We start from the raw sequence: 24,639 nt of genomic DNA, 5'->3' as shown, positions 1-24,639 counted from the left end.
GGGCCTCCTTGGCCAAAGTGGCGGACGGGGCGGGTGAGGCGGGGCGGCTGGGGTCGCAGGGGACAGGGATCAGGGGTCAGTGGTCAGGAGCCGGCGGAGGCACCGGACGGGATGCCGAACGACGGGTCGGGGACGGTTTCCGGGGTGATCAGCCGGGACGGGACGCCGTCCGGGCCGACGGGCACGTCGCCGTCCACCGTCACGCGGCGCAGGGTCCGCTCGTGCGCGTCCGAGTCGTCGACGCCGTAGTGCTGGGTGGCCCGGTTGTCCCAGATCGCGACGTCACCGGCCCGCCACTGCCAGCGGACGGTGTTCTCGGGGCTCTCGATGTGCGCCTGGAAGAGGTCGAGGAGGGCGCGCGAGTCCCGGCCCGTGAGGCCCTTGATCCGCTGGACGAAGTTGCCGAGGAGCAGGGTGCGTTCGCCGGTCTCCGGGTGGACGCGCACGACGGGGTGCTCGGTGAGGAACGCGGTGGAGGTGAACACCTCGCGGTACTGGGCGAGGGCCTCGGAGAGGGCGTCGGGCTTGAGGGCGGCGTAGTCGTACTCGTTGGAGTGCAGGGCGCGCAGGCTGTCGGCGAGGGCGCGCAGCGGGGCGGGGAGGTGGGCGTAGGCGGTGGCGGTGTTGGCCCAGAGGGTGTTGCCGCCGTACGGGGGGATGGTGACGGCGCGGAGGATGGAGAAGGCGGGGTACGCGGGGACGAAGGTGACGTCGGTGTGCCACTGGTTGGCGCGGGCGCCGTGGTGGGAGTCGATGCCGAGGGCGTAACGGCCGTCGGCGGAGGGCACGGTGGGGTGGGCGACGGGCGTCCCGAGCAGGTGGGCGAAGGCCTCGTGGGAGGCCTCGTCGAGGTGGCCCTGGTCGCGGAAGAAGACGACCTTGTGGGCGAGGAGCGCGGCCCTGATCTCCCCGACGACCTCCTCGGGAAGCTCGGCGCCGAGCTGCACTCCCTCGATCTCGGCGCCGATCCGGCCGCCGATCCGGGTGACGACGGTCTGCTGGGTACGGGCGACGGTGCTCATGAAGACTCCTTCGGATTGCCGGGTGGAGCGGAAGGAACGGGCGTACGGGGCCCTGCCCGGGCCGGCCGGTTACGGGTGATCCGGCCCGGGCCGGATCGGCCGGTTACGGGTGACCGGCCGGCCGGAGGCAGGTGGCTGCGGCGGCATCGGCCGCTCGGCCCCTGACCGGATGGCGGGGTGGCCGAGGACCGGTGGGCCCTGGCCAGTCAGGCCGCAGGCCCACCGGACGGGCCTCACGGCAGCCGAGGGGACGGAGCCGGACGACGGCGGAGGGAACGGGGCCGGACGGGCCGGACAGGCCGGAGGACGGTGGTCCGGGGCCTGGCCGGTGGGCCGGTGGGCCGGTGAGCCGCTCCTGGCCGGGCCGGTGGGCCTGGGCCGGGTGGGGCGGGGTCAACGGCGAGAGGGCAGGGGCGGCTGAGGGCCGGGGCGGTCCCGGGGCGGGTGACCGGTGACCGGTTCGGCGGCGGGCCGAACGGTCAGCGGTTCCTGGCCGGGGCGGCGGCGGTCAGGCGCGGCGCGGGGCCGGACAGCGGCCCGGACACGAACCCGGCGCGGTACAGGAGCCGGGGGTGTGGAGCCGCGGGGCGGAAAGCTCGAACGCGGACATGGCTCGGAGCCTGTCAGCGGCTCCGGCACGGGTCAAGCCCCGCCCGGCGCGCCGGAGGGGGCTCCGCCCGCGGCCCGGGTCCGGCCTGCCGCACCGGCCCTGACCTGGTAACTCGACGGCCACGACACGCGCCCCGGGACGCCTCCGAACGGCTGAAAACCGTGGCTGGATTTCATACCTCTGCAATGCGACCGCCACGCGCCCGTCGACACCGCCGTCCGTCGCGTGCCGCCGCGTGCCGCCCGCCGCCGGATCAGGGGGTGCGCAGGGGTGTCGCCCCGCCCGGACATGTGCCCGGGCCGGAGGCCGCCGTACGCAATGCGCTCTTTCGTGGGGGATCCCCTCTCACATGAGAGGGGGAGATCACATCCGGTGGTTATAGTCGTTCACAAGGTGACCCCCCTAGCATTCGAGCCATGACGGTCCTGCCTGATGACGGGCTCTCCTTGGCCGCCGAGTTCCCTGACGCGACGCATGAGCAGTGGCAGCGCCTGGTAGAGGGCGTTCTACGCAAGTCCGGCAAGGACGTATCCGGCGAAGCCGCAGAAGACGCGTTGTCCACGAAGCTCCAGGACGGGCTCACCACCCGCCCTCTGTACACCGCGCCCGAAACGCCCGACGACATCGGGTTCCCCGGGTTCGCGCCGTTCGTACGAGGGGGCAGCGCCGCCGGTGGTGCGGCCGCCGGCTGGGACGTGCGTCAGCGGCACCTCGGCAGCGACCCCGTACGGGTCAACGAAGCCGTGCTGACCGACCTGGAGAACGGGGTCACCTCCCTCTGGCTGTCCCTGGGCGGCCCCGGCGGGCTCCCGGTCGACGCGCTCCCGCGCGCCCTCGACGGCGTCTACCTCGACCTGGCACCCGTCTCCCTGGACGCCGGAGCGGCGTACGCCGACGCCGCCCGTGCCCTGCTGCGCCTGTACGCCGAGCGCGGGGTGGCCCCGGAGGCCGCGCGGGCGAGCCTCGGCGCCGACCCGCTGGGCCACGAGGCCCGTACGGGTGAAGTCCTGGACCTGGCCGACGCCGTCGGGCTCGCCCGCGAGGCGGCCGCGCACTGGCCCGGTGTCCGCGCCCTCTCCGTCGACGCGCTGCCGTACCACGAGGCCGGCGGATCGGCCGCCGAGGAGCTCGGCCTGTCGCTGGCCACGGGCGTCGCCTACCTCCGCGCCCTCACCGAAGCGAACGGCGACGGTGACGGTGGCCTCGGCGTCGAAGCCGCCCTCGGCCAGCTGGAGTTCCGCTACGCCGCGACCGCCGACCAGTTCCTCACCATCGCGAAGTTCCGCGCCGCGCGCCGTCTGTGGGCCCGGATCGCGCAGGCCTGCGGGGCTCCGGACGCCGGCGCGCAGCGCCAGCACGCCGTCACCTCGCCGGTGATGATGACCCGCCGCGACCCGTGGGTGAACATGCTCCGCACCACCGTCGCCTCCATGGCGGCGGGCGTCGGCGGCGCCGACTCGGTCACCGTGCTGCCGTTCGACCACGAGCTGGGGCTGCCCGACGCCTTCGCCCGCCGCATCGCCCGCAACACCTCCACCATCCTGCTGGAGGAGTCGCACCTGGCCCGCGTGATCGACCCGGCCGGCGGCTCGTACTACGTCGAGCGGCTCACCGACGAACTCGCGCACGCCGCCTGGGAGTTCTTCCAGACTGTCGAGAAGGCGGGCGGCCTCGCCGCCGCCCTGCGCTCCGGTCTGGTCGCCGAACGCCTCGCCGCGACCTGGGCCGAGCGCTCCAAGCAGCTCGCCAGGCGCCGCGAACCCATCACGGGCGTCAGCGAGTTCCCGCTGCTGTCGGAGAGGCCCGTGGAGCGCGAGCCCGCCCCCGCGGGACCCTCCGGCGGGCTGCCCCGCGTACGGCGCGACGAGGCGTACGAGGCGCTGCGCGCCCGCAGCGACGCGCACCTGGCCGCGACCGGCAGCCGACCGCGGATCTTCCTCGCCGCGCTGGGCCCGGCGGCGGCGCACACCGCGCGCGCCACGTTCACCGCGAACCTGTTCCAGGCGGGCGGCGTCGAGCCGGTCCACGACCCGGTGTCGGTGAATGCGGCGACGGCCGCCGAGGCCTACGCCGCGAGCGGCGCGGACGGCATGGCCGTGCTGTGCTCCAGCGACGCGCTGTACGAGGAGCAGGCCGAGGCGGTGGCCGCGGCCCTGCGCGCGGCCGGCGCGACCACGGTGTTCCTCGCGGGCAAGCCCGGCACGTCGGCCGGCGCCGTGGACGAGTACGTCTTCGCCGGCTGCGACGCGGTCGCCGTGCTGTCCTCCGTACTCGACCGGATGGGAGTGGCGTCTTGAGCGACGGCACCGCGATCCCCGATTTCTCCGCCCTCGCGCTGGGCGGCAGCACCTCCGCGGCCGGGTCCGAGGACCAGTGGCGCGCGGCGGTGAAGGAGTCCACCGGGACAGCCGCCGGGGACCTGCTGTGGGAGACGCCCGAGGGCATCGGCGTGAAGCCGCTGTACACGGGCCGCGACCTGGAGGGCCTGGACTTCCTGCGGACGTACCCGGGCGTGGCCCCGTACCTGCGCGGCCCGTACCCGACGATGTACGTCAACCAGCCCTGGACGATCCGCCAGTACGCGGGCTTCTCCACGGCCGAGGAGTCGAACGCCTTCTACCGCCGCAATCTCGCGGCCGGGCAGAAGGGCCTGTCGATCGCCTTCGACCTGCCCACGCACCGCGGTTACGACAGCGACCACCCGCGCGTCACGGGCGACGTCGGCATGGCGGGCGTGGCGATCGACTCGATCTACGACATGCGGCAGCTGTTCGACGGCATTCCGCTGGACAAGATGACGGTGTCGATGACGATGAACGGCGCGGTGCTGCCGGTCCTCGCCCTCTACATCGTGGCGGCGGAGGAGCAGGGCGTCTCCCCCGACAAGCTCGCCGGGACCATCCAGAACGACATCCTCAAGGAGTTCATGGTCCGCAACACCTACATCTATCCGCCGAAGCCCTCGATGCGGATCATCTCGGACATCTTCTCGTTCACCTCGCAGAAGATGCCGCGGTACAACTCCATCTCGATCTCGGGCTACCACATCCAGGAAGCCGGGGCCACGGCCGACCTGGAGCTCGCGTACACCCTCGCCGACGGCGTGGAGTACCTGCGCGCGGGGCAGGCCGTGGGGCTGAACGTGGACGCGTTCGCGCCGCGCCTGTCGTTCTTCTGGGCCATCGGCATGAACTTCTTCATGGAGGTGGCGAAGCTGCGCGCCGCCCGGCTGCTGTGGGCGCGGCTCGTCAAGCAGTTCGACCCGCAGAACGCCAAGTCGCTTTCCCTGCGCACGCATTCGCAGACCTCCGGCTGGTCGCTGACCGCGCAGGACGTCTTCAACAACGTGACGCGTACGTGCATCGAGGCGATGGCGGCGACCCAGGGACACACGCAGTCGCTGCACACCAACGCCCTCGACGAGGCGCTCGCGCTGCCGACGGACTTCTCGGCGCGCATCGCCCGCAACACCCAGCTGCTGCTCCAGCAGGAGTCGGGGACCTGCCGGTCGATCGACCCGTGGGGCGGCAGCGCGTACGTCGAGAAGCTGACGTACGACCTGGCGCGCCGGGCCTGGCAGCACATCCAGGAGGTCGAGGCGGCCGGCGGCATGGCGCAGGCCATCGACGCCGGCATTCCGAAGCTGCGCGTGGAGGAGGCCGCCGCCCGTACGCAGGCGCGGATCGACTCGGGGCGCCAGCCGGTGATCGGCGTGAACAAGTACCGCGTGGAGAACGACGAGCAGATCGACGTCCTCAAGGTCGACAACTCCTCGGTGCGCGCCCAGCAGATCGAGAAGCTGCGGCGACTGCGCGAGGAGCGCGACGAGGCGCTCACGCAGGACGCGCTGCGGGCGCTGACGAACGCGGCGGAGCGCGGCGCGGGCCAGGGCCTGGAGGGCAACCTCCTCGCGCTGGCGGTGGACGCGGCGCGGGCCAAGGCGACCGTGGGTGAGATCTCGGACGCACTGGAGAAGGTGTACGGGCGGCACGCGAGCCAGATCCGTACGATCTCGGGTGTGTACCGCACCGAGGCAGGCGAGTCCCCGAACGTGGAGCGCACCCGTGCGCTGGTCGACCGGTTCGAGGAGGCGGAGGGCCGCCGTCCGCGCGTTCTGGTCGCCAAGATGGGCCAGGACGGCCACGACCGCGGCCAGAAGGTGATCGCGACCGCCTTCGCAGACCTGGGCTTCGACGTGGACGTCGGCCCGCTGTTCCAGACCCCGGCGGAGGTGGCCCGCCAGGCCGTCGAGGCGGACGTCCACGTGGTGGGCGTGTCGTCGCTGGCGGCCGGCCACCTGACCCTCGTACCGGCGCTGCGCGAGCAGCTGGCGGAGGAGGGGCGCGAGGACATCATGATCGTGGTGGGCGGGGTGATCCCGCCGGCCGACGTGCCGACGCTGCTGGAGATGGGCGCTGCGGCGGTGTTCCCGCCCGGCACGGTGATCCCGGACGCGGCCCACGACCTGGTGACGCGGCTGGCCGCGGATCTGGGCCACGAGCTGTAGGCGCGGCCGATGCCTCCGAAGATCGACATCGAGGCCTACGCGAAGGGAGTGCTCGACGGGAAGCGCGCGTTCATCGCGCGCGCGATCACGCTCGTCGAGTCCACCCTGCCCGCTCACCGGGCGCTCGCCCAGGGCCTGTTGACGGAGCTGCTGCCGCATGCGGGGCGGGCCCGGCGGATCGGGATCAGCGGTGTGCCGGGCGTGGGGAAGTCCACGTTCATCGACGCGTTCGGGACGATGCTGACCGGACTGGGCCACCGGGTCGCGGTCCTGGCCGTGGACCCGTCCTCGACGCGTACGGGCGGCTCGATCCTGGGTGACAAGACCCGGATGGAACGCCTGGCGGTCGATCCCTCGGCCTTCGTCCGGCCGTCCCCCTCGGCGGGGACGCTGGGCGGGGTCGCCAAGGCCACCCGGGAGTCGATGATCGTCATGGAGGCGGCGGGCTACGACGTGGTCCTCGTCGAGACGGTCGGCGTGGGCCAGTCGGAGACGACGGTGGCCGGCATGGTCGACTCCTTCCTCCTCCTCTCGCTGGCCCGTACGGGGGATCAGCTGCAGGGCATCAAGAAGGGCGTCCTGGAGCTGGCGGACGTCCTGGCGGTGAACAAGGCGGACGGCCCGCACGAGCGCGACGCGAGGGCGGCGGCGCGGGAGCTGTCGGGGGCGCTGCGGCTGATGCACCCCGCCGATGCGGCGTGGACGCCGCCCGTACTCACCTGCAGCGCACGGGAGTCGGCGGGCCTGGACGAGGTGTGGAACCGCCTCGAACAGCACCGCACGCTGCTGGACGCGGGCGGCCGGCTGGCCGCGAAGCGCGCCGAGCAGCAGGTGGAGTGGACGTGGTCGATGGTCCGCGAGGAGCTGCTGGAGCGGCTGCGCGCCGACCCGTCGGTCCGGGACCTGGCCCCCTCCCTGGAGTCCGCGGTCCGCGCGGGCACCATCACCCCCACCTCGGCGGCGGACCGCATCCTGGCGGCGTTCTCCAACTGACCTCACCGACCTCACGCACGAGGCCGCACCCACGGGTGCGGCCTCGTGCGCGTCCCGGCGCCGGGGGCGGGACCCGGGGGGTGGGTCCGCCGCTGGGTCAGGCCTGGACCAGAGCCGCGTCCTGGGTGCCCAGCGCGCGGGCCAGGACGCGGGCCTGCTCCGCCGGGTCCGCGGCGGCCAGCAGGGCCGAGAGGACCGCGATGCGGGCCTGGCCGGCGCGGAGCGTGCCCGTCGGGACGGCGCCCGCTGCGACCAGGTCCACGGCCCCGCCGTGCGTGTAGATCTCGGTGACCGGGCCGGCCGGGACCCGCGTGGTCAGGGCGACCAGCACGCCCCGCCCGATGGCCTCCTTGACCGCGGCCACGATCTCCGGCGTGGCGTTGCCCGCCCCGGTGCCGATCAGGACGATGCCCCGCGCCCCGGCGGCGACCGCGGCGTTCAGGAGCACCGGGTCGCCGTCGGCGTGGTGCATCACCATGTCGACGCGCGGCGGCAGTTCGGGCATCGCGGGCAGCGGCAGCGGCTCGGGACGCAGCGGGGTGCGCAGCATGGTCACCTTGCCGAAGCCGATCTTCCCGAGCAGCTCCTTCGAGGGGTCGGCGAACGCGTCCAGCGCCACCGCCTGGGTCTTGACCGTGCCGCGGGCCGCGTGCACCCGTCCGGCGAAGGAGATCAGCACGCCGAGCCCGCGGGTGTTCGCGGCGGTGAGGAGGGCGTCGTACAGGTTGGCCGGGCCGTCCCCGTCGGCGGTGCCCATGGGGCGCTGCGCGCCGGTGAAGACGACGGTGCGCGGGTCGTGGTGGTGCAGGTCGACGAGGAAGGCCGACTCCTCCAGGGTGTCGGTGCCGTGCGTGACGACGACGCCGTCGACGTCCGGATCGGCGAGCACCTCGTGCACGGTCCGCAGCAGGGTGAGCTGGTGGGCCGTGGTGAGCCGGGGGCTGTTCACGCTGAACAGGTCCACCACCTCGACGGTGATGTCCTCGGGCAGCGGCGCGGTGGCCATGACCTCGCGCCCGTCGGCGTCGGCCGCGAAGCCGGAGCCCTGCCAGCGGCTGGCTATCGTGCCGCCCGTGCTGATGACGACGATCCGTCCCATGACCACCCCTTCTCACGTACGGGTGATACCTCGTACAGACGTTCAGAAATGCCGTAGCGAGCAATGATAGTGAGATCCCCGCGCAATGGGATTGCCACTTTCAGCCTGCCTGTTCACAATCGCTACGCGATAATTGCGTCATGGACGCCATTGACCGTGAAATCTTGCGCGAGCTCCAGGCCGACGGCCGCCTCAGCAACCAGGAGCTGGCCCAGCGTGTCGGCTTGACCCCGTCCCCCTGCATGCGCAGGGTGCGCCAGCTCGAAGAGGAGGGGGTGATCCAGGGCTACCGTGCGGTGATCGCACCCGAGGCGGTCGACCGCGGCTTCGAGGTGCTGGTCTCGGTCGAGGTGCGCCGCGACCGCGACGCCGTAGAGGCCTTCGAGGCGGCCCTGCACGACATTCCCGACGTCATCGAGGCGTACCGGCTCTTCGGCAGCCCCGGCTGCCTGCTGCGGATCGCCGTCGCGGACCTGCGCGCGTACGAGCGCCTGTGGATCGAGAAGCTGACCGCGCTCTCCGGGGTCACGGAGGTCAACTCGCAGATCATCATGAAAAGGATCAAGGAACCGCGGGGCCTGCCCGTCTGAGCTCGCGTCTCGCGCTCCGGGCGCACATTGACCGATGGCGACTTTTAGGTGAGCCTTACCTTGCTTTTGGGGCCACAGGTGCGGCCCCGTCCTCGTCGTCCCCGGAGCCCTCCCATGCTGTCGTCCGTCGCCCCGGCCCCAGTCGCCGCCCCGTCGCCCGGCCACACCCCGGCCGCGCGGCCCGTCCGCCTGTACGACTCCTGGTGGACCGTGGCCGCGGCGGGTCTCTTCGCGGCGCTCGCCCTGACGGCCGCCCTCTGGCTCTCCGCCCACGTCCGCACGGACGCCTCGCTGCACACGGCGGCGCTCTTCGTCCACCTCGCGTCCCTCGTCCTGGGCTTCGGCGCCGTCCTGTCCGCCGACTACTACGGCGTCCTGTGGGCCACCCGGCGGTGCTCGCTCGAAGAAGTGCTCGGCGCCGCCTCCCGGCTGCACGTGCCGATCTGGGCCGGCCTCGGCGGACTCGTCGCGAGCGGGATGATGCTGCACCCCGACCTCGGCTCGAAACTGACGCTGACCAAGCTGGCGCTCGTCCTCGCGCTGACCCTCAACGGCCTCCAGGCCGGGCTGCTGGGCCGCAGGCTCGCGGACGCCACGGGGCCGGTCGGCCGCGGGATGCTGGCCTGGGGCGGGGCCACCGCCGCCGTGTCGCAGGCGTGCTGGTGGGGCGCCGTCGCGATCGGCTTCCTCAACTCCAACGGCTGACGGCGCACACCGGCTCCGCCGTCAGCGCGGCGCGACCAGCGGCCCGAGCCGCGTACCGCGCAGCCTCTCCACGACGGGTGCGCCGCGCCGGGCCAGCAGGGTCAGGGGCCAGGCGACCGCGGCGCCGACCAGGACGCCGAGCACGACGTCGTGGGGGTAGTGGGCACCGACCCACACCCGGGAGAACGCCATCAGCAGCGCGGCCGGGCCGGCGAGCGCGCCCAGACGCCGGTCGGTGAGCCACAGCGCCGTGGCCGCCGCGGCCGCGATGGCGGCGTGGTTGCTGGGGAAGGACCAGTCGCCCGGCGGCGGGCAGGCCTCCAGGGTGAGGGCGTGCAGGGTCCGGCAGGGCCGCTGTTCCCGGATCAGCGACTTGAGCAGGGTGTCCGCGAGGAAGGCCGTCACGACGACGGCGGGCGCGGCCAGCGCCATGGCCGTCCGCCCGGGCCGGCCGGGGCGGGGCCGCGCCCGCCACCAGGCCGCCGCCATGAGCAGCCCGAAGAGCGCAAGGCCGTACGTGGACCAGCCCGACACCAGCGCGTCCAGCCAGCCCGGGGCGCGCCCGGCGAGAGCAGTGATGCGGGTGTACAGGGGACCGTCGACGGACGGCCCGTCCAGGGCGGTCACGGCCGCGGGGCCGGAGGGGGCCATCATGTACTGCTCCCATCGTGCAAGTGGGCGGGACGACCCGATCGACTACAGTCCTGTAGACGGTCTACACACTGTAGACGATGACGTGCGGAGGAGCGTTCCCATGGGTGACCCGAACGCCGAACGGCTCCCCTCCGGCGGGCTGGAGGCGAGCGTGCTCGCGGCCCTGTGGGCGGCCGGCGGCCCGCTCACCCCCGGGCAGGTGCAGGAGGCCCTGGGCACCTCGCACGCCCGGACGACCGTGACGACGATCCTGTCCCGCCTGTACGAGAAGGGCACCGTCACCCGCACCCGCTCCGGCCGCGGCTACGCCTACCTCCCGGCCGAGGACGCCTCGGGCCTGACCGCCCGCCGCATGCACTCGGAGCTCGAGCGCAACGAGGACCGCGGCGCCGTCCTGTCCCGCTTCGTCTCGCAGCTCAGCGACGAGGACGAGCGGACCCTGCGCTCCCTCCTCGAAGGCGGCGACCGGTGATCGTCATGGTGTGGCTGCCGCTGCTCGTGCCGTTCCTGGCCGGGCCCGCGGGCCGGCGCCTCGTCTCCTGCCTGCCCCCGCGGCAGGCCGCCTGGCTGCTGGCCGTCACGGCCGCGGGCCTCGCGGCGGGCAGCACCGCGGCGCTCACGCTGCTCGTCGTGCCCGGCGCCACCCACCTGCCCGCCGTCGCCGCACTCGGCCGGCTCCTGACCCCGCTCTCCACGGGCTCGGCCGACGCCGTCGTTGCGGTCGCGGTCGCCGCCCTGGCCCTCCTGCTGCTCTGCGCCGCCCTGTTCGTACGGGGCCTGCGCCGGCGGTGGACCCAGCTGGGACGGGCGAAGCGGCTGGGGGCCCGCGCCGACGGCGAACTCCTCGTACTGGCCGACGAGTTCCCCGACGCGTACGCACTGCCCGGCCGGCCGGGCCGGATCGTGGTGACGGCGGGCATGCTGCGCGCCCTGTCGGCCGCCGAACGCGAGGCGCTCTTCGCGCACGAGCGCGCCCATCTGCGGGGCCGCCATCACCTGTTCACCGCGGTGACGGAGCTGTCCGCCCTGTGCCACCCCGCCCTCGGCGCGCTGCGCGAGCCGCTCGCGTACGCGCTGGAGCGCTGCGCCGACGAGGCCGCGGCGCACGCCGTCGGGGACCGGCGCCTCACGGCTCAGGCGATCGGCAGGGCGGCGCTCGCGGCCCGCGGCGCCGCACGCCGCCCGGACCTGGCCCTGGCCGCGACGGCGGGCCCGGTCCCCCGCCGCGTGGCGGCCCTCCTGGCACCCGCCACCCCGACGCCCCGCACCCTGCCGAACCCGGGCATCGCCATCGCGGCAGCCCTCCTGACCTGCCTGACCCTCTCGACGGCATCGGACCTGGAGGCCGCAACGGACCTCCACACGAACATCGAGGTCGCCCAGGGCGAACTCCGCTCCCCCTGACGCCCCCCAAGCACCGACCCGGTCGCGCCCACAGACACAACCGACCGGGCCAACCCACCGAACGCTCCGAACCGAAGCCCCGGCTCAGACGTCGTCGCGCACCGGCTCCAGGATCGCCACGCACTCCACGTGGCGGGTCCCAGGGAACAGGTGAGGGAATACACGTGGAAAGAAGTGGACCCACCCCGCCAGGTCCGACGGATCCCCGGGCAACGGGTAGTAATACGCAGACCGCGCCTTCGCCCCCAGGATGACCGGCGGCTCGGACAACGGCGTACGCCGCGCACGGTCATCCGCCATCGCCCGCACATCCTCCGCGCCGAGCACGAATGCCAGCGTCACTGCTTCCTCGACGCGGCGTCGGCGCGAACTCCGGTCGCCTGTGGCGGCCAGGCGGCGGGAGGCTCTGCTGACCTGGGGCCATTCCTGTTGCGTTTGATAGTTTGAGGTCGGCTCCTGGGGTCTCACTGCTTGCAGATGCTGACCCCATGCATGTGCTTGGAGTGGCTGCATGCTCTATGTTGCACAGGCAAAACACGGGGGAGATGACGGACGCCGGATGGCACGTGACTATGACAGTCAGCTGCTGGAGTCGGTGGCGGTACGCCGCCGCAGGATGAGGGATGCGCTGCTGTTCGGTGCGCAGCGGGCGCGGCGCACGGCGGACGAGCGGCTCGGGAAGATGTTCGCGGGCATCGCCATCGCGGCCGTTCTGTGTGCGGGTTGTGTCGGGTGGTCCTTCATCCACACGACGCTTGCGAAGCAAAAGGCTGAGCAGCAGAAACAGCAACAACAGCAGGGCCAGGTGCAGCCTTACCCGCAGCCGCTGAAGCCGTCCGATCCGGCCAAGGCGCCGGGTCCGTCCGCGTCGACACAGTCCGAGAAGCCGTCGAAGTCGCCGTCGCAACCCTCGCACGTGACGAAGTCGCCCAAGCCAACCAAGTCGTAGAAGCAGGGCCCGAAAGGTCAGAACGCCCCGATGATAGGTTCCCCCAAGTGGTGAGCACAGCAACGACTTCCCGGGCGCAACTGAGCCGGGTGACTCTGGTCGGCGAGCGTCGCCGGGCCGACATGGTCCTCCCCTCCGACATGCCGATCGGGCAACTACTGCCGGACATCCTGCTGTTGCTCGACGACCGGGCCGCCTCGCGCCCGATGACGCGTCAGCTGATGACGTCCGACGGTTCTGCGCTGCCGCACGACAGCACGCTGGAGTCGGCCGGGATAGCAGACGGTGCCGTGCTGCGGCTCGTAAGGATCCACGCGGCGCCGCCCGCACCCGTCGTCCACGACGTCACCGACCTGGTGGCCGACGACCTCGATCTCCAGGCCTGGCGCTGGCGTCCCGCCGCCCGCAGGGGCAGCGCCGGCGTCGCGACCGTCTCCTTCGCCGTGACCGCCGCGCTGCTCGCCCGGCGCGAGTTCTCCCTCGAGGCCCTGGCCGGGGCCCTGCTGCCCGTCACGCTCGTACTGCTCGCTGTCGGTGCGCTCGTCACCCGGATCGGACGGGGCAACCGGGGCCTGGCCACCGCGCTGCTGCTGGCCTCCGGCGGGCTGGGCATCCTCACCGCGTGGACCGCCGCCGACGCCCATGAGTGGTCGGGGATCGTGCGGCTCGCCGCCGTCGCGGGCTCCCTGGTCCTGACGCTGGTCATGCTCGGCTACTTCTCTCCCCTGGGCCGCGGCGGTCTCATCGGTGCCGTGGCCGTCGCCGCCATCACCGCCGTGTGGGAGGCGGTCGCCGCGCTCCAGGGTGAACCGGCGCGGCTAGGCGCCGTCATGGCCCTGGTCTCCGTGGTGCTGCTCGGTGTACTGCCGCGGCTGGCCCTGATGGCCTCCGGGCTCACCGCGCTCGACGACCGCCGCTCGGGCGGAGCCTCGGTCAGCCGTCACGAGGTCGGCAACGCCCTCGCCGCCACACACCGCGGCCTCGCTCTCGCGACCATCGCGATCGGGGCCTCGGCCGCCGCTGCGGGCTGGTTGCTCACCCTGGCCGCGGAGCCCAGCGTGTGGACCGTTGCACTGCCATCGCTCGTCGCCGTCGTCATGCTGTCGCGTGCGCGGGCCTTCCCGCTGGTCGCCGAGGTCGTCGCGCTGCTCGCTGCGGCGGGCGTCCTCGTCGTGCGTCTCGTCGTCCTGTGGATCCAGCACGACGGGGGCGCTGCCGCGCTGGCGGTGCTGTGCGGGGCCGCCCTGCTGCCGCTGCTCGCGCTCGCGGTGCAGCCGCCCGAGCACCTGCAGGTCCGGCTGCGGCGTACGGCGGACCTCGTCGAGTCTGTCGGCATGGTGGGGCTCTTCCCGCTGGCGGTCGGGGTGTTCGGCGTGTACGGGCAGCTGCTCAACAAGTTCTGAGTCAAGGCGCAGGCCGGGCGCTCCGGGCGGGGCAGCAGGTCGGAAGAAGAGGGGCAATGGCAGAGACGCCGAGCGCGGACAACTGGCAGGGCGATGTCCTGCGGGACCTGAGGGCTACCGCCCACCCCCCGGCGCAGCCTGCCGAGGGGCCCGGCCAGGAGGAGGGCCCCGCCTGGGGCGCGTCGGCGCCCGGCGGCCGGGACACCGCCGCCCGGGCCTCCGGCCCCGGGAACCCGTACGCACCGCAATCCGGCCCAGGGGGACAGCAGGCCCCCGTTTCCGGCCCGCCCCAGCGGTACCCGCAGCCCGGCGTCGGCGAGGCCCATGCCGGTGCTGGCACCGGTGCCGGTGCCGGTGGTCACGGCTACCCGTCCTCGGTGCAGCACGGCCATGCCCCTGGCCAGAGGGGTCCGCATCCCGGTCCCGGGCAGCAAACGCAGGCTCCCGGCCAGGGTGACCCCGGCGCCGAGGCGTACGGCTACCCGTCCCCCGGTCAGCAGGCGGCGGCCCGGCAGCCCGGCCCCGGGCACCAGGCCCCCCAGGCCCCGTATCCCCGGGCCCAGAAGCCGCACCCCCAGACCCCGCACCTCGAGCCCCACTCCACCCGGACCCCCGATTCCCATCCCGCGATGGACCACAAGGTCGCCGCCGCCGCCCGCAAGGGCCTCCGCCGCGGCGAACCCTTCACGGTCCGTGCCGCCCGCACGCTCTGGCGAACCGTTTCCTCATCCGCGTCCCGCGAGGTCGCCGAGGCCACCCGCACCGCGGAACTGCTCCAGCAGCCCGTCACGACCGGCCGCCAGATAGCCGTCACCTCCATCCGTGGCGGCGCGGGCAAGTCCACCGTCGCGGCCCTGCTCGGCACCACGTACGCCCACTACCGCCAGGACCCCGTCCTCTTCGTAGAGGCCGACCCGGCCCTCGGCTCGCTGCCGATCCGGCTCGGTGCCAAGATGCTGCGCTGGACCACCGGCGACGTCGCCGACATCGTCAAGCCGCAGATGTCGCTCCTCGACGTCACCGGCTACCTCGTCCAGCTCCGTGACAACGCCTGGCTGCTGCCCGGCAGTCAGGGCCAGATCGGCGCCATGCTCGACACCCGCTCCTACGAGCGGGCCATGGTCGCGTTGCGCCGCTACTTCGGCGTCACTGTCGTCGACTGCGAGACTCTGCCCGCTGAAGTCGCCCGCGTCGCGCTCTCCGCCTCCCAGGCCCGCGTCCTGGCCACCCCCGCCACCCTCGACGGCGTCGCCAGCACCCATGCGGTGCTCCAGTGGATGCAGGGCCTGCCCCCGCACCTGATCGCCGGCACAGTCGTCGTCCTCACCGAGCAGTCGCCCCACCCGGGCCTCGACCTCGAGGAGGCGGCCACCGCCCTGCGGTCCACCGGCACGAGCGTGCACGTACTCCCGTACGACCGCCACCTGGCAGGCGGCGGCGTCATCCGCACCGACCTGCTCGCCCACTCCACGAGGACGACGGCCGCCCGGCTCGCCGCGGACGTCTTCCAGCTCTCCCAGAAGCGCCATTGACGATGAGTACCCGACTGATCCACCGTCCTGCCCGGACGGTCATGCCCCCGGCCGCCACCGAAGCACGGACCATCGAGGCCCCGCCCAACCTCCCCGAGGGGAAGGCGGGCAACATCGCCATGTCGCTGCTGCCCGTGGCCGGTGTCATGTCGTCCGTCGTGATGATGACCGTGGTCCGCAACAGCCAGTTCGCAGCCCTCGGCGCGCTCATCCTCGTCGTCACCGTCATCGGCTCCCTCACGCTCGTCTTCTCCCAGCGCGGCAAAGCCCAGCGCACCCGCCGCACCCAGCGCGAGGCCTACCTCTCCTACTTGGAGGATCTGCGCGAGGAACTCGCCGCCGAGGAACGGGAACGGGGCGAGCGCGCCGGTGTGCTCAACCCGCCGCCGTACGCCCTGTACGACATCGTGCGCGACCCGGCCCGGCTGTGGGAGCGGCGTCGGGCCGACGGCGACTTCCTGCGGGTGCGCGTCGGCACCGGCGAGATGCCCGTACGCGATCTGAAGATCGGTCAGCAGGGCTCCTCCATACTGACCCCGCCGGACCGCTTCATGCTCAACGAGGCGTCGGCGCTGACCGCCCGCTTCCGTACCGGCACCGAGCTCCCGCTGACCGTCCCGCTCGACCGCGTCGGCAACATCAGCGTCGTCGGCCCCCGCGAGGACTGCCTGCGCGTCGCCCGCGCCCTGCTCGTGCAGACCGCCGCCCTCCACGCCCCCGACGACGTGGCCATCGCGCTGGCCGTGCCCGGCGACCGGCTCGCCGACTGGGACTGGGCCAAGTGGATGCCGCACCTGCTCGACACCGAGCAGCTCGACGGGCCCGTCGCCGCCCGCCGGATCGCCCCCTCCGCGGCCCAGCTCGCTCGCAGGCTCGGACCCGAACTGCGCCGCCGCGCCTCCTACGCGGCCGAGGTGCGCCGCGGGCTGTCCGGCAAGGACGCCCTGACCATGACGTCCCGGCTGCTCGTCGTCGCCGACGGGCACGGCGAGGACGCCGTCGAACTGCCCCGCCCCGACGAGGCAGTGGGCCTGCGCGACATGGCCGTCACCGTCCTGCACCTTCTCGAACAGCGCATCCAGGAGCCCGGCCACGTGGGCGTACGGATCACCGTCGACAGCGACCAGGTGCTCATCGAGGACCTGCGCGAGCCCGACCCGATCAGCGCCCACGGCACGGTCGACGAGGTCGGCATCCCCTTCGCCGAGGGCCTCGCCCGGATGCTCGCCCCGCTGCGGCTGTCCGCCGAGTCCCTCATCGACGCCCCGCTGTCCGGGCCCGTCGACTTCGCCGATCTGCTGGGCATCGACGACGTGGCCCGCCTCGCCCTTGCGAGCCTGTGGGCGCCACGGGGTGAACGTGCCTTCCTGCGCGTCCCAATCGGCATCAGCGACTCCCGCGAGCCGGTCCTGCTCGACCTGAAGGAGTCCTCCGAGCTCGGCATGGGCCCGCACGGCCTGTGCGTCGGCGCCACCGGTTCCGGTAAGTCCGAGCTGCTGCGCACCCTCGTGCTCGCTCTGGTGGCGACCCACCCGCCGGAGGACCTCTCGCTGGTCCTCGTCGACTACAAGGGCGGTGCGACCTTCGCTCCGTTCGCGGACCTGCCGCACGTCGCCGGAGTCATCACCAACCTGGAGAACCAGGCCGGTCTCGTCGAGCGCGTCCACGCCTCCCTCGCAGGCGAGGTCAAGCGCCGCCAACAGGTCCTCAAGGACGCCGGCAACATCGCCGACATCGGCGACTACGCGGCCCTGCGCGCCGACCGGCGGCCCGACCTGGAGCCGCTGCCCCACCTGTTCGTCGTCATCGATGAGTTCGGCGAGCTCCTCACCGCCAAGCCCGACTTCATCGACCTGTTCCTGTCGATCGGGCGAATCGGCCGCTCCATCGGCGTGCACCTGCTGCTGTCCAGCCAGCGCATCGAGGGCGGCAAGCTGAAGGGCCTGGACACCTACCTCTCCTACCGGCTGGGCCTGCGCACCTTCTCCGCCGACGAGTCCCGCACCGTCCTGGACACCACGGACGCCTTCCACCTTCCGCCGCTGCCCGGCTTCGGCTACCTCAAGGTCGACACCAGCCACTACGAGCGCTTCAAGGCGAGTTACGTCTCCGGCGCGTATCGGGGCCCGGTCCAGCGCGCCGAGGACGAGATCAGCGGACCGCTCGCCCTGGAGTACGAGGCCTTCAACACCCTGTCCAAGTCAGACGGTCAGACCCCTCAGGAGACGGCCGCACGGCGCCGCGAGACCGGGCCGACAGAGCTGGGCGTCATCGTCGGGCAGCTGGCGCACGCCGCGGCGCCGGTTCGCCGGATCTGGCTGCCGCCGCTGCCCGATGCGATCCCACTCGACACCGTCGCCGGCCCGCTCGACGTCGGCCCGCGCGGAATGCAGCTGGCCAGGCGGCGCGGCCGGCTGATGGTTCCGCTGGGCCTGCTCGACGACCCGACGAAGCAGTGGCAGGGCGAGTGGTACCTCGATCTCACCGTGGCAGGCGGCCACGTCGCCGTCATCGGCGGACCACAGTCGGGCAAGACGACCCTGCTCCGCACCCTCGTTCTCTCGCTCGCGCTGACCCACACCCCGCAGGAAGTGGGCGTCTACGGTCTCGACCTGGTCGGCGGCGGCCTCCAGGCCCTGGCCGGGCTGCCGCACGTCGGCGGAATCGCCGGCCGTGCGGACCGCGAGCGCGCAGCCCGCACGGTGGAAGAAGTGCGGAACACGCTCGCCGCCCGCGAAGCGCTCTTCCGCGACCACGGCATCGACTCCGTCGAGCAGCTGCGCACCCTGCACGCGGCGGGCAGACTGCCCCAGCTCGCCTCCGCCGAGATCGTCCTCGTCATCGACGGCTTCGGCGCGCTCCGCGACGACTTCGAGGAACTCGACGACGCCATCGTCGACATCCTCAAGCGCGGCAGCGGCTACGGCATCCACGTCGTCGCGGCCATGCTCCGCTGGAACGACGTCCGCATCGCCACCCAGTCGAACTTCGGCACGCGGGTGGAACTGCGGCTCAACGACCCCGGTGAGTCCAGCATCGACCGCAAGCTCGCCGAGACCCTGTCGGCCGACGAGCCGGGGCGTGTCCTGACCGACGGCAAACTGTTCGCGCAGGTCGCCCTGCCCCGTACGGACGGGCTGGCCGACACCTCCGAGCTCGGCGCGGTCCTGGAGCGCACCGCCCGAACGGTGCGCGCTACGTGGACCGGGGAGACCGCCCAGCCGGTCCGAGTGCTGCCGCACGTCCTGGAGCCGCACCTGCTGCCCGGGCCGGCCACCGAGCCCAAGCGGGTGCCGATCGGCCTGGACCAGGCGGCGCTGGCGCCCGTACTGCTCGACCTGTTCGAACATGACCAGCATCTGCTGGTCATGGGCGACAGCGAGTGCGGCAAGACGAACCTGCTGAAGACGATCGCCGGCGGACTCATCGAGCGGTACGACGAGGACGAGCTGGTCTTCGCCATCATGGACCCGCGGCGCTGCCTGCGCGGCGCGATCCCGGAGGCGTTCAACGGCGGCTACGCCTACAACGCCAGAATGTGCGCGGGACTGGCCGCGGGCATCGCCACCGAGCTGGAGCGGCGACTGCCCGACGACAGCGCCTCCCTGGAGGACCTGGAGCCCGGAAGCTGGGGAGGCGGGCCGCGGATCGTGGTCCTCGTCGACGACTACGACGTGCTCACCACCGCCGGGCAGTCGCCGCTCGCCACGTTCGTCCCGTACATCCCGTCGGCGGTCGACATCGGACTGCACTTCGTCCTGACCCGACGCGTCGCCGGTGCCTCACGCGGCATGTACGAGCCCCTGGTGCAGGGGTTGCGGGAGTCCGGGGCATCGGCCGTGCTGATGGCGGGCGACCGCAGCGAAGGCCAGCTGTTCCCCGGCGTGTACGCCTCCCAACAGCCAGCCGGGCGTGGCGTGTTCATCCGAAGGGGCCAGCCGAACCGCCTGATCCAGACCGTCTACACCCCTGAGTAACGACACAGCGAAGGACTGTACGACCACATGACCAAGGACGTCATAGCCCTCACCCAGCGGATGCCCGACCCCTGGGCCGTGCTCGCGGGCCTCCTCTCGGGGGGCCCCGACAAGCTGGTGGACACGACGGGCGAGGGGGCGGTCGTACAGCTCTGCGACGAGCACGGCCGACCGCTGGTCTCCGTCGAGGCACCGCTGCTGATGCAGGTCGAGGGAGAGGCCGAACGGCTCCTCGGCGCGACGCCGCCGCGCGTCCCTTTCTGGTGGACCGAGGCCCGCGCCACCACCGGCGTCCCCGAGGCCGAACGGCTCGCGGGGACCTTCGCGGCCCGTCTCGCGGCCCTGTCGGGCGGGACCGCATGGCCGCCGGAAGCCACGCGCTCGCTGGGAGTGGTGCAGCCCGACGGGGTCAGCGTCGCGGCCACGCCTGCCGCGGCGCAGCCCGCCGTCGACGTGCTGACCGGCAGTGTCGCCGTCGTCATCATGGACCGTCCGGTCGTCGCGATGACGGCCTGGCTCTCCGATGCCTTCCGGGCCGCCGCCGCGGTCGAGCGCGGCCTGCAGATCGTCACCCCGCCCGGGACGAAGCTCTCCCCGGCGGTGTTGGCGAACATGTCGGGCTGGCCGTCGCGGTGGGTCGTGCAGGACGAGCGGGACGGCTACTACGACGGCATATCGGGCGCGGTGCTGCGGTGGCAGGAGGGCATGTTCGCCACCGTGGTCCCCGCCGACGCGACCGAGGACGACCCGCGCACGCCGGTGGCGGCCTCATACCAGGAGGTCACGAGCACGGGCGAACGGCAGCTGGCCGTCACCTTCCGCACGATCCACCCCGCGGACGAACGCCTCGTCCTCGGTGGGGCCCTGGAGGCCGTGTGGCGCGAACTGACCGGCGAGGCCCCGGCGGGCTGGGGGACCGCCGAACCGGCCAATCTGCCCTGGTCGCCGGGCCGGTTGACCGATGTAGCGTTCGCGCGCGCCCCCGAGCCGACCTGGTTCGTGGTGGTCGGCAGCCCGGACCGGCCCGGGCTCGCCACCGTTCGGATCAGCCGTACGAAGGCGGGCGTCGAGGAGACCGTGACGCTCGCGTTCGGCTACGGCGCGGACGAGGAAGTGCCGTTGGACGCCGTGCAGCGGACTGCCGAGGCACTCGTCACCCGACACCACCTCCAGTCGATGCTCGTACAACTCCGCAAAGCACGCCGCGACCTGCTGGTGCCGCCGCGGTTCGAAGGCCCTGGGGTGCCGCTGGCCTTCGCGCTCGGCGCGGAGGAGGTCCGGAAAATGCCGGACGACCGTGCGCTGCGCACGCCACTGTCCGAGCCACCTGTCAGGCTGGGGCCGAAGGCGCGACCCGCGTACTACTACCCGCTGCCCGGGAATCCTTCGGACCTGGCCGGATGGGCCGACTTCGAGCGGTTGATGCGGCACCTGAAGGGCGCATGACCTACCGATTGTCATGTGTTTGTCACAACTTGCGCTCCATACCCGGCCACAGTGACGCAAGTTGATAGGAATGGGCATACTTTTGATCATTCGAGTGTGAGGGGGAGTGGGATGAAGTTCGACATGGGGACGCAGGTTCTGACGAGCCTGATGTCCAAGTCACGGAACTCGAGCACGGACCTGGGGACGCTGATCCAGCAGCTGATCAATGCAGCGCACCCGCTCGAGGGCAAGTTCAACGGCCAGGGCAAGGTGGCGTTCGACTCGTTCAAGACGCGTGCGGACGGGATCACGAAGGAACTGAACGCGTCGCTGGCGGCCATCCTGGGCGGCCAGTCGGGCATGGAGAAGGCCTTCTCGTCGGGCGACCAGGAACAGGGCGACAACGCGAAGCAGCAGATGTCGTCTGCGAACTTCGACGCCGCCCGTTTCCGCGGCCGCTGACGCCGAGGAACAAGTCCGGTTCAGAACTTACCTTTTCTCACGGGGAGCGTGATCGCGGTGGCTGGTGGCCAGGACCGTCGTTCGTACGACATCGGCGCGTCGACCGAGGCGCAGGGCAACATCCAGGCGGTGATCGACCAGCTGGAGTTGGTCATCACCGCGCGTGATGGGCAGGTGAAGGCCGCCATGGCGGACTTCAAGGCGGACGGCGTGGACGGCGAGTACCACGCCAAGGAGCAGCGCTGGAAGAACGCGTCGGAAGAAGTGAAGAACATCATCCGGCTGCTTCGGTCGACGCTGGACAAGAACGACGGCACGGCCCGGCAGACGCTGGCGCGCGCGAAGGCCGCAGTGGACGGCATCGGCTGAACAAGCCATGAGCGAACAGTTGGGTACCGGGGGGACGTAGATGACGGCGTGGGATATCAAGCCTCAGGGCGTGCAAGGGCAGTTGAAGACCGTCGGGGGTAACGCCGGCGAGCTGCAGAAGGCCTTGGACGCCCTGATCGCCGCGATGGCTCAGGCGGCTCAGGCGGCGGGGACGGCGGTGCCCGGCTCGACGTCGGGGATGAGTCCGCAAGGCCCCTTGGCCCCCGGCGCGGCCCCGGCCCCCGGCCAGGCTTTCCTGTCGTCGAAGAAGGCCATGGGCCCCGTGGCAGCCGCTCTGGGCCAGTACCTGGAACAGCGCAAGCCGGAGTTCACGTCGATGTACGAGCGGATCGAGGCCTGCATCCTGGGCGCGGCGAAGGCGACGAACGAGTACCTCGAAGGAGACCTCGAGCACGCCAAGGCGGCGCAGGACGCGGCCAGGGCCGTCAACCTGCAGGCCCTGCGAGAACAGCCGGGAGGTGCGAAGTGAACAGCAACGCGCCGGTCGACCCGGCCGAGGTGCCCGTCTTCACCGGCGACTTCGCGGAGCTGGGCAAACAGATCAAGGCGATCTCGTCGGGCGGGGCCGCCGTCTCCACGAAGACGAGTGACGTCCACACGAGCTTCGGCGGACTGCAGGCCTTCTACCAGGCCCCCGAGGCCGACCAGCTGTTCGCCACGACCAAGCCCGTCGCAGACCTGGGACTGAAACTCAGCACGGACATGTGCACCATTGCCGGCGCGCTGGGCACCTACGCCCGCGACGCCGAGCCCTTGGCGAGGCGGCTGGACAGCCTGAAGAAGGAAGCGGAATCGTTTCGCTCCAAGGTCGCAGGCGACGAGAAGTGGAACGAAGACGGTGATCTGACCGACCAGAACCTCGAACGCCGCAACAAGATCGCCGAGGTCTGGGCCCAGTTCCAGGATGTGGAGACGGCCGCTCACGCCAAGATCGTCGCTCTCGTGGGCGGGCACGCACTCATCAAGGACGACGGCTCCCACGCCGCCGGCATGTACGGCTACGACGCCGAAGCACTCAAGCAGTCCAAATCCCTGCCATGGGGCGACGCGGTGGAGGAATCCGTTCCCGCCTGGCAGGTATGGGAACACGCCTGGGACTTCGGCAAGGGCTTCGTCGTCGACGGCATAGGCGGCACCCTCGCAGGACTCGGCGGCCTGGTCGGCTATGACGGATGGGACACGTTCAAGGCCTCGTGGACGGGGCTGGCCAAACTCTCCACCGCTACGGCGATCACCTCGATCCCGGGTGTGGGCCCGCTCTTCTTCGCCGTACCGGACGACAAGCTGCCCTCGTGGCTGCGCGAATCGCGCACGGCGATGAAGGAGACCGGCAAGGCACTTCTGGCCTGGGACCAGTGGGGCTCGAACCCCTCCCGCGCTGCGGGCGCGGTCACCTTCAACGTGATCACCACCATCTGCACGGGCGGCACGGGCGCCGAGGTGTCCGGGGCGGGCAAGGCAGGCGCAGTTGCCAAGGCGCTGTCGGTCGCCGGCAAGACGGGCAAGATCGTCGACCCGATGACGTACGTCTTCAAGGGTGCGGGCGCCAGCATCTCCAAAATCAGCGACGTGATGGCCGGCCTGAAGAACATGGGCAAGTTCGAGACCCCGAACATCAACGTGGACGGCGCGATAGCCCTCCCGGACGGCGCAAAGATGCTCCCGGACGGCGCGATCCACCTCCCGTCCGGAACCGCGGTCCCCGACGGAGCGGTCAAGCTCCCGGACGGCAACATCAAACTCCCCGACGGCACTACGACGTTCCCGCCGGGCACCGTGAAGCTGCCCAAGAACGGCGCGGCGCAGTTCATGGACCCCGAAGGCAACATCTACGACGCCGACGGCACGCTCAAGCAGAATGTCAAGGACGCACCGACGGGCAAGCCGAACGCGGGCGCGGACACCCCCCGGGTCGACGCCCCGAAGACGGACGCACCGGCCACGGCGAAGGTCCCTGACCGCGTCCTGGCCGGCGTAGGCGGCCGCGCCGACGACATGACCCGGATCGGCTCGGACATCTCCGACCCGCTCCACCCGGCCGACCACACCCCGCGTGGCCGCCCAGACACCACCCCGGGCGGCCACGCGGGCAACAGCATGCCCACCAGCCACCTGAACAACACCCCGCGCGGCGGCCACAGCGACGGCCCGCCCACGGGCGGCGGCCACTCGGACACCCCGTCGACGACGAGCCACACCAACGGCCATGGCGGCACGGGCCACACCGGCGGCCCATCTACAGGCGGCGGCCACCACAAGCCCCCGTCCACCGGCGGCAGCCACCTCCCGGAAGCCCCGGACGCAGGCAGCCTGGACGACGCGGCCCACGGCGCGGACGACGCTGCCCACCCGGCAGCCGAACGAGATGCGGCCGATCACGACCCCGGCTCGCACCACGACAACGGACAACCGCGTCGCGAGCTCATGCCCGGCACAGCGGAACGCACTCTCCGCGAGATGCGGGCCATGCGCCATGGGCGGGCACGATACAAGGGCGCCGAGGACTACCTTCGCGACATGATGGGCGGGGCACCCGAGCAGCACTATCCTGTGCCGAAGAATGACCACGCCTACCACCCTGTGGAGACGCCGGGTGGGCGCCACGTCGACGTCCCGGTTCACATGTCGGACGGCCGCACACTGGCCGTCGAGGTCAAGCACTACCTTGAGTGGCGAACGATTACGCTCAAGGATGGTTCTACGCGCACCGTAAAGGGGGAAGTGCCACTCAGCGATGGAATCAAGCAACAGATCAACAAGGATCTTGCGCTGCGCCGTGCGGATCCGAAATTTGATCCGCGCTGGGTCTTCTTGCATGCACCCCCGTCGCAGGCCCTGAGGAACTATCTCACCCAGGCTCGCGTTATCTTCGTCGAGTACGGGCCCGCCCCCAAGAAGTAGAAGGCCAACGGAA

At 72.0% G+C, this 24,639-nt stretch carries 20 protein-coding genes; 16 read left to right on the top strand and 4 right to left on the bottom strand.

Annotated features, from left to right (window positions below):
* Window positions 1–83: 83 nt before the first annotated feature.
* A complete protein-coding gene (locus ACIPK4_RS29795; protein WP_402318188.1) occupies window positions 84–1,022 on the bottom strand; it encodes a TauD/TfdA dioxygenase family protein in 939 nt (312 codons plus the stop codon).
* A gap of 1,026 nt (window positions 1,023–2,048) precedes the next feature.
* On the opposite strand from ACIPK4_RS29795, the gene ACIPK4_RS29790 reads away from it, so the two are divergent.
* Genes ACIPK4_RS29790 through meaB form a run of 3 tightly spaced genes read left to right on the top strand, consistent with a single transcriptional unit; the run spans window position 2,049 to window position 7,132 of the window.
* Window positions 2,049–3,929 (top strand): methylmalonyl-CoA mutase family protein, encoded by a 1,881-nt coding sequence (locus tag ACIPK4_RS29790; protein WP_402318185.1) that lies wholly within the window; start codon window positions 2,049–2,051, stop codon window positions 3,927–3,929.
* A complete protein-coding gene (scpA, locus tag ACIPK4_RS29785) occupies window positions 3,926–6,139 on the top strand; it encodes a methylmalonyl-CoA mutase (protein ID WP_402318182.1) in 2,214 nt (737 codons plus the stop codon). The genes ACIPK4_RS29790 and scpA overlap by 4 nt, the downstream gene beginning before the upstream one ends.
* 9 nt (window positions 6,140–6,148) lie before the next feature.
* Window positions 6,149–7,132 carry a methylmalonyl Co-A mutase-associated GTPase MeaB gene (gene meaB / locus ACIPK4_RS29780; RefSeq protein ID WP_402318179.1) on the top strand — a complete coding sequence of 328 codons (984 nt, stop codon included), beginning with the start codon at window positions 6,149–6,151 and terminating at the stop codon, window positions 7,130–7,132.
* Window positions 7,133–7,229: 97 nt separating this feature from the next.
* Here the strand turns inward: meaB and ACIPK4_RS29775 are convergent, their stop codons facing one another.
* On the bottom strand, window positions 7,230–8,231 hold the full coding sequence (locus ACIPK4_RS29775; protein ID WP_402318178.1) for an asparaginase: 1,002 nt from the start codon (window positions 8,229–8,231) through the stop codon (window positions 7,230–7,232).
* A gap of 140 nt (window positions 8,232–8,371) precedes the next feature.
* Between ACIPK4_RS29775 and ACIPK4_RS29770 the strand changes: the two genes are divergently transcribed.
* Together ACIPK4_RS29770 and ACIPK4_RS29765 are read left to right on the top strand one after the other, a co-directional pair.
* Window positions 8,372–8,821, top strand: coding sequence for an Lrp/AsnC family transcriptional regulator (locus ACIPK4_RS29770; protein WP_054227468.1), 450 nt, complete (start codon window positions 8,372–8,374; stop codon window positions 8,819–8,821).
* Window positions 8,822–8,935: 114 nt separating this feature from the next.
* Window positions 8,936–9,526: a hypothetical protein gene (locus ACIPK4_RS29765; protein WP_402318175.1), complete on the top strand. Its 591-nt coding sequence runs from the start codon at window positions 8,936–8,938 to the stop codon at window positions 9,524–9,526.
* Window positions 9,527–9,547: 21 nt separating this feature from the next.
* Here the strand turns inward: ACIPK4_RS29765 and ACIPK4_RS29760 are convergent, their stop codons facing one another.
* The gene (locus ACIPK4_RS29760) at window positions 9,548–10,180 is read right to left on the bottom strand and encodes a phosphatase PAP2 family protein (protein ID WP_402318172.1); all 633 of its coding nucleotides are present in this window, start codon (window positions 10,178–10,180) and stop codon (window positions 9,548–9,550) included.
* 100 nt (window positions 10,181–10,280) lie between these two features.
* Here ACIPK4_RS29760 and ACIPK4_RS29755 point away from each other — a divergent pair, with 100 nt between their 5' ends.
* Both ACIPK4_RS29755 and ACIPK4_RS29750 read left to right on the top strand, forming a co-directional pair.
* The gene (locus ACIPK4_RS29755) at window positions 10,281–10,652 is read left to right on the top strand and encodes a BlaI/MecI/CopY family transcriptional regulator (protein ID WP_402318170.1); all 372 of its coding nucleotides are present in this window, start codon (window positions 10,281–10,283) and stop codon (window positions 10,650–10,652) included.
* Between the two features lie 5 nt (window positions 10,653–10,657).
* Window positions 10,658–11,584, top strand: a complete 927-nt coding sequence (locus ACIPK4_RS29750; RefSeq protein ID WP_402318559.1) for a M56 family metallopeptidase — start codon at window positions 10,658–10,660, stop codon at window positions 11,582–11,584.
* A gap of 84 nt (window positions 11,585–11,668) precedes the next feature.
* Here the strand turns inward: ACIPK4_RS29750 and ACIPK4_RS29745 are convergent, their stop codons facing one another.
* On the bottom strand, window positions 11,669–12,097 hold the full coding sequence (locus tag ACIPK4_RS29745) for a DUF6177 family protein (protein WP_402318167.1): 429 nt from the start codon (window positions 12,095–12,097) through the stop codon (window positions 11,669–11,671).
* Between the two features lie 46 nt (window positions 12,098–12,143).
* On the opposite strand from ACIPK4_RS29745, the gene ACIPK4_RS29740 reads away from it, so the two are divergent.
* From ACIPK4_RS29740 to ACIPK4_RS29700, 9 genes are all read left to right on the top strand, one after another.
* Window positions 12,144–12,533 carry a hypothetical protein gene (locus tag ACIPK4_RS29740; RefSeq protein ID WP_402318556.1) on the top strand — a complete coding sequence of 130 codons (390 nt, stop codon included), beginning with the start codon at window positions 12,144–12,146 and terminating at the stop codon, window positions 12,531–12,533.
* 47 nt (window positions 12,534–12,580) lie between these two features.
* Window positions 12,581–13,936, top strand: a complete 1,356-nt coding sequence (gene eccD, locus ACIPK4_RS29735; protein ID WP_402318164.1) for a type VII secretion integral membrane protein EccD — start codon at window positions 12,581–12,583, stop codon at window positions 13,934–13,936.
* A 56-nt stretch (window positions 13,937–13,992) separates the two neighbouring features.
* Window positions 13,993–15,468, top strand: a complete 1,476-nt coding sequence (locus ACIPK4_RS29730) for a hypothetical protein (protein WP_402318161.1) — start codon at window positions 13,993–13,995, stop codon at window positions 15,466–15,468.
* 2 nt (window positions 15,469–15,470) lie between these two features.
* Window positions 15,471–19,445 carry a type VII secretion protein EccCa gene (gene eccCa / locus ACIPK4_RS29725; RefSeq protein ID WP_402318158.1) on the top strand — a complete coding sequence of 1,325 codons (3,975 nt, stop codon included), beginning with the start codon at window positions 15,471–15,473 and terminating at the stop codon, window positions 19,443–19,445.
* 27 nt (window positions 19,446–19,472) lie between these two features.
* Window positions 19,473–20,891 carry a DUF6177 family protein gene (locus tag ACIPK4_RS29720; RefSeq protein ID WP_402318155.1) on the top strand — a complete coding sequence of 473 codons (1,419 nt, stop codon included), beginning with the start codon at window positions 19,473–19,475 and terminating at the stop codon, window positions 20,889–20,891.
* Window positions 20,892–21,002: 111 nt separating this feature from the next.
* Window positions 21,003–21,335: a hypothetical protein gene (locus ACIPK4_RS29715; RefSeq protein ID WP_402318152.1), complete on the top strand. Its 333-nt coding sequence runs from the start codon at window positions 21,003–21,005 to the stop codon at window positions 21,333–21,335.
* A gap of 57 nt (window positions 21,336–21,392) precedes the next feature.
* Window positions 21,393–21,704, top strand: a complete 312-nt coding sequence (locus ACIPK4_RS29710) for a pore-forming ESAT-6 family protein (RefSeq protein ID WP_363180610.1) — start codon at window positions 21,393–21,395, stop codon at window positions 21,702–21,704.
* 40 nt (window positions 21,705–21,744) lie between these two features.
* Window positions 21,745–22,194 (top strand): DUF6507 family protein, encoded by a 450-nt coding sequence (locus tag ACIPK4_RS29705; RefSeq protein WP_402318149.1) that lies wholly within the window; start codon window positions 21,745–21,747, stop codon window positions 22,192–22,194.
* On the top strand, window positions 22,191–24,626 hold the full coding sequence (locus tag ACIPK4_RS29700; RefSeq protein ID WP_402318146.1) for a hypothetical protein: 2,436 nt from the start codon (window positions 22,191–22,193) through the stop codon (window positions 24,624–24,626). Before ACIPK4_RS29705 ends, ACIPK4_RS29700 begins: the two co-directional genes overlap by 4 nt.
* The last annotated feature ends 13 nt before the right edge of the window (window positions 24,627–24,639 follow it).

This window comes from Streptomyces sp. NPDC086989, assembly GCF_044745505.1.
In the GTDB taxonomy this organism is placed as follows: Bacteria; Actinomycetota; Actinomycetes; order Streptomycetales; family Streptomycetaceae; genus Streptomyces.
This window is presented reverse-complemented; position numbering and strand designations above follow the sequence as displayed.